The following is a 4,596-nucleotide window of genomic DNA, read 5'->3' as shown; positions in this document are numbered from 1 at the left end:
CCCCAGCCAAATGAAGCTGGCGCAATGCACCGCGATGACCAGGACCGCTAGCGCGACAATGACCCAGGAGGCACGCATGCATGGCCCGCCGCCGAGAATCCGTCCAGCGGGAATTGGTTGGGCATTCTAGACTATCGGGCCCCAGGGCGGGGTTCCTTGGGGCGCGCCTGATCCTCAATGTGGGCTGCCCCGCCCTTATCGCCCCCGCTCTTGGGGCGATAAGGTGGGAGCGTCGCCCTTTCTCCGGTTAGCTCCGGTTTTTGGAACAAGTAGGTGCGAGCTGGTTGCCGATAGACTATAAGTTGGCTGCACGGGCCTTTATGGACAAAGCTAAGCGTAGGTTTCATATGGTGGTGGGCTCGGCGCTTATCCTCTCAGCCATCTCGATGGCAGTGGCCCTGAACCTCGATAGGATCAGAGGACTTGCTGGATATCGGCTTGGGCTCCTGTTGGCAAGCGTTGTTGTGTGCGCCGCTTCATTTGTGGGATGGCTCTGGTTTCGAGATAACGAGTTCGTTCGTAGTAGCTGGATGGGGCTTCGCGCAGTCGCGATGCTACTGATTGTCATTGGGGCGGCGAATCTTTGGCTGGGCGGACCTACACAATTTTCTACGGTCGTTGGAGGACTAGGTGCCTTGCCCTTGGCTGTGGTCAGTGTTCGTATCCGATCGCTCGCCAGAAGGATTCGAGTAGAAAGGGGAAACAGGAGCTGACCGTCTTGACCGCCAGGCCCTTCCGAAAGAGCGGTTGCTTTCGTTAGCGGTGCGCGCTCTACGCCGCTACGCCACGCAGGTTGCAGGTGCTACAGCGAGGGTGCCCCACGTTCGCGCCCGCCTTTGGCGCGTACGTGGGAAAAACGATCGAATTACGGCGTGGCCGCAATCACCTTGCTGACGTTCTGCCACAGGTCGGCGGCGGCGGCCTCGGTCTGTTTCTCCGCTTGCTTGTTCCACTTCTTCTGTGCCTTCATGTTCTTCTCCACCAGATCTTTGAAGGCGCGGCGGAACTCTTTCTCATTCATCTTCTCTTCGCTCGCCCAGATGGACCACTGCATCAGGCTGTCCAGGGGCACCATCTTGGGACGCGCCTGCCCGGTGAGGAACTGATGGTAGGCAGAACTGATCAGGCGGCGGGAGCGCAGTTCTTCCGCGCTGTCCTTGGGTGAGACGAACTTGTAGGACGTGTTCTTGGCCGGCGCCAGCTTGTGCAACTCCAGGCAGAACGCGCGCATGATGAACGTGGTTTCGCCCGTCTCCGGGACGGCAAAGTGCATGGCGCCGGGCGGCGCGGCCGAGCGCCCCGCCACCTCGCCGGTGATTCCTTCCGTTATCATTTTCTGGAAGTCTTTGAGCGCGGGCCCGCCACCCCCCAGGATGCCGGCGATCACGCGCCCGATGAAGCCCTTGGGCTTCAGCACTGCGCCATGCGGCACGAACACCTCCCGCGCGCAGGGCCGCAGGTTCCGCACATGGACCTCGAACACTTCCCCGGTGGAGGTTCCCAGGCCGTTGATCTCGACCTTGATGTCGTCTTTGTCCTCTCCCTCCATGTGAGAGAGATCGATGGCCCCGCCGCAGTCGGGCTCCATGTCAAAGGGCCCGGGACTCAGCGGCAGCGCCGCCGCCTCCGCCGGCCGCGGCGGCGTGGGAGGCTGTCCCCGGCGCACGATGGTGAATTCCCCCGGCAGCAGGTACACGATGCCCACCACCTTGGGATCGATGTTGCGCACCCCGGTAATGCGTTCCAGGCCATACACCGTGGTTTCATCCACGGCATGGAAATCCGCCAGCGTCGGCTGTTGCACGTCCGGGCCGGGCAGCGCCCCGGGCGCGAGGTCAGACAGGCTGTTGATGGCGTTGACCGCGGCGCTGCCGCGCGTAGCGTCAATCGCGAACTCGGTCCCGATGGCTCCCACCACCGCGGTCGGCGTGCGCACTTCGAACCCGGCGGTCGGCTTGGTCATCTTCACCACCCGCGCCCGCATGCGGCCATACAGCAGCTCCGCCAGCGATTGCTGCGACTGGGCGTCGTGCTTCACCACGCGCAGCTCGGATTCGCTGCCCAGGGTGAGCAGCGAGCCATCCACCAGATTGAGTCGCATGTGCCCCTTGCGGCTGGTCTCGAGGATGTCGTTCCAGGCCACCGGGTCGGGCGCCTTGGCTTCCGCCTTCGCGCTGGCGTGCGTGATCCAGCCTTCGGGCAGCACCCGCGCCACCTTGCCGGCCTCTTCGGCCACCAGGCTCGGGGATGCCAGGAGAACCAACACCATTCCGATGAAGAGCCGATGCATGGGCAGGGACCTCCGGCAGAATTCTAAGCCGGGTGGTATGGTCTGGGACTAAAGAAAAGTCGGGAAAATCAGTCTGATTCACCGGGTCGTTCGGTTGTACAAAAAACCATACCCGTATTCTAAAAACCGCATCTTGAATGACGGTTCAGGTCTATAATCTTCTAACGGTCGGGAATGGAAGGAGTTAGTCAGCCCGCCTCCTACAGCCTGTGGAACGTAACTTGCATCTCAACAGCGAAGTCCCGAAAGCAAGGGAGAACGGCCACGCCACGCGTGTGCCGCAATACCCGGTGAAGAGAGAGCTGCAAGTCCGCCTGACCGCCGCCGTGCTCGGGCTGTTCACGGTCGCTGCGGTCATCTTCGCCTGGACAAACTACCAGCAGGAGCAGCGTTACCCCGTTCCGGACGACGGCGTCTGGTGGGTGGAGAGCGAAACCGGCCTGCGCGCCGAGCGCGTCCTGCCCGACGGCCCCGGAGAAAAAGCCGGTATCCGCGCCGGCGACCGTCTTACGGCCGTCAACCAGCAGCCGGTGAGCAAGGTGGGCGCGCTGCACCGCGCCATGTACCGCGCCGGCATCTGGACTAAGGTCCCCTACAGCCTGGAGCGCCAGCAGGTCCCGCTGGATGTCCCCGTCATCCTCGCCCCGGCTGACAAGAGCCTGAACACCGGCCTGCGCCTGATTGCGCTGGTGTATCTCGGCATCGGCCTCTACATTCTGCTGCGCCGCTGGACGGCGCCCAAGTCCACGCACTTCTACGTCTTCTGCCTGGTCTCATTCATCTTCTATGCCTTCAAGTACACCGGGAAGCTCTCGCCTGTGGACCAGTCGTGGAGCGAATTCGATCAGATCATCTACTGGTCGAACGTGGTCGCGGGGCTGTTGCAGCCCGCGCTCTTCCTGCACTTCGCCCTGACCTTCCCGGAGGACAAGGAATTCGTGCGGCGCCACCGCTGGCTCCCGGCAGCGGCCTACGCGCCCGGCGCCGGCCTGTTGCTCATCCAGATCTTCACCCTGACGCAGTTTGCCGGCAACGAGCTGCTGCGCTGGAACCTGGACCGCCTGCAGTTGCTCTACCTGGTGGCCTATTTCGCGGTCGCCGCCGGCGTCCTGTGGCACACCTACCGCCACGCCGATACCCCCATCCTCCGCCAGCAGATGAAGTGGGTGACGCGGGGCACGGTGCTGGCCATCACTCCGTTCGCGCTCTTCTACGTGCTGCCCTACCTGGCGGGCGCGCTGCCCAACGCGGCCATGAAGATCTCCGCTTTCTCTTTGGTCTTCCTGCCGCTGACCTTCGGGTACGCCATCGTGCGCTATCGCCTGATGGACGTGGACCTGATCTTCAAGCGCGGCATGGCCTACACGCTGGCCACCGCCGCCATCGTCGGCGTCTTCTTCGGGATGGTGGGCCTGGTGGCGGAGACGGTGCACACCCAGCTCCCCGGCACCGGCACCTACGGGCTGATCGCCGCCATCATCGTCACCGCGCTGTTGTTCGAGCCCTTCAAGAAGTGGATCCAGGAGCGCATCGACCGCGTCTTCTACCGCCGCCGCTACGACTATCGCCAGACCCTGATCGAATTCGGCCGCGAGCTCAACTCGGAAACCAACCTGGACCGCATGCTGGCCTCGGTGGTGGACCGCCTGGCGCGCACCTTGCTGGTGGACCGCGTCGCCGTCTTCCTGGCCGACGACGCCGGCCGCCTGGCGCTGGCCCGCTCGCACGGCATCTCCTTCTCCGGCGAGCTTGACCTCAGCTTCCTCGAAGCCTCGCGTCCGGAGTGGGAGGAAGGCCACCTGTTCTTCGAGCACGCGCGCCACGCCTGGCGCGAGACGCCGGCGGCGCAGCACACCATCGCCCAGCTCGACTTGAACTATTTCCTGCCTTGCCAAGTGCAGAACCGCATGGTGGCGGTAATCGGTTTGGGCAAGACCATGGAAGGCGACTTCCTTGACTCCGAGGACGTCGAGCTGCTCGAGACCCTGGCCGGATACGTCGGCATCGCGGTGCAGAACGCGCGCCTGGTGGCCTCGCTCGAACAGAAGGCCGCGCAGTACGAACGCCTGAAGGAATTCAGCGAAAACATCGTCGAGAGCATCAGCGTAGGCGTGATGGCGGTGGATCTCGAAGACCGCATCGAGAGCTGGAACTCGCAGATGGAGGTGATGTTCGCCACCCCGCGGGCCCAGGCCCTCAACCGCCCATTGGGCGAAGTGATGCCCGCCGAATTCGCCGAGGAGTTCTACCGCGGCCGCCAGACCCCCGGCATCCGCAACCTGTACAAGTTCCGCATGGCGTCGCCG

2 protein-coding genes are annotated in these 4,596 nt (G+C 63.7%); one reads left to right on the top strand and one right to left on the bottom strand.

Annotation, left to right across the window (positions count from 1 at the left end):
- Positions 1-865: 865 nt before the first annotated feature.
- The gene (locus tag VLE48_10250; GenBank protein HSA93381.1) at positions 866-2,290 is read right to left on the bottom strand and encodes a FecR family protein; all 1,425 of its coding nucleotides are present in this window, start codon (positions 2,288-2,290) and stop codon (positions 866-868) included.
- A gap of 221 nt (positions 2,291-2,511) precedes the next feature.
- Between VLE48_10250 and VLE48_10245 the strand changes: the two genes are divergently transcribed.
- Positions 2,512-4,596 (top strand): GAF domain-containing protein (locus VLE48_10245; protein ID HSA93380.1); only part of this gene is annotated, 2,085 nt, incomplete at its 3' end.

The organism is Terriglobales bacterium (assembly GCA_035454605.1).
GTDB lineage: Bacteria > Acidobacteriota > Terriglobia > Terriglobales > Acidobacteriaceae > DATMAB01.
The sequence above is the reverse complement of the archived record's forward strand: the minus strand, read 5'-3'. Positions and strand labels throughout refer to the sequence as shown.

Excerpts from the sequence above, each read along its gene's own strand:
- VLE48_10250 (HSA93381.1), bottom strand. The coding sequence starts at position 2,290 with ATGCATCGGCTCTTCATCGGAATGGTGTTGGTTCTCCTGGCATCCCCG.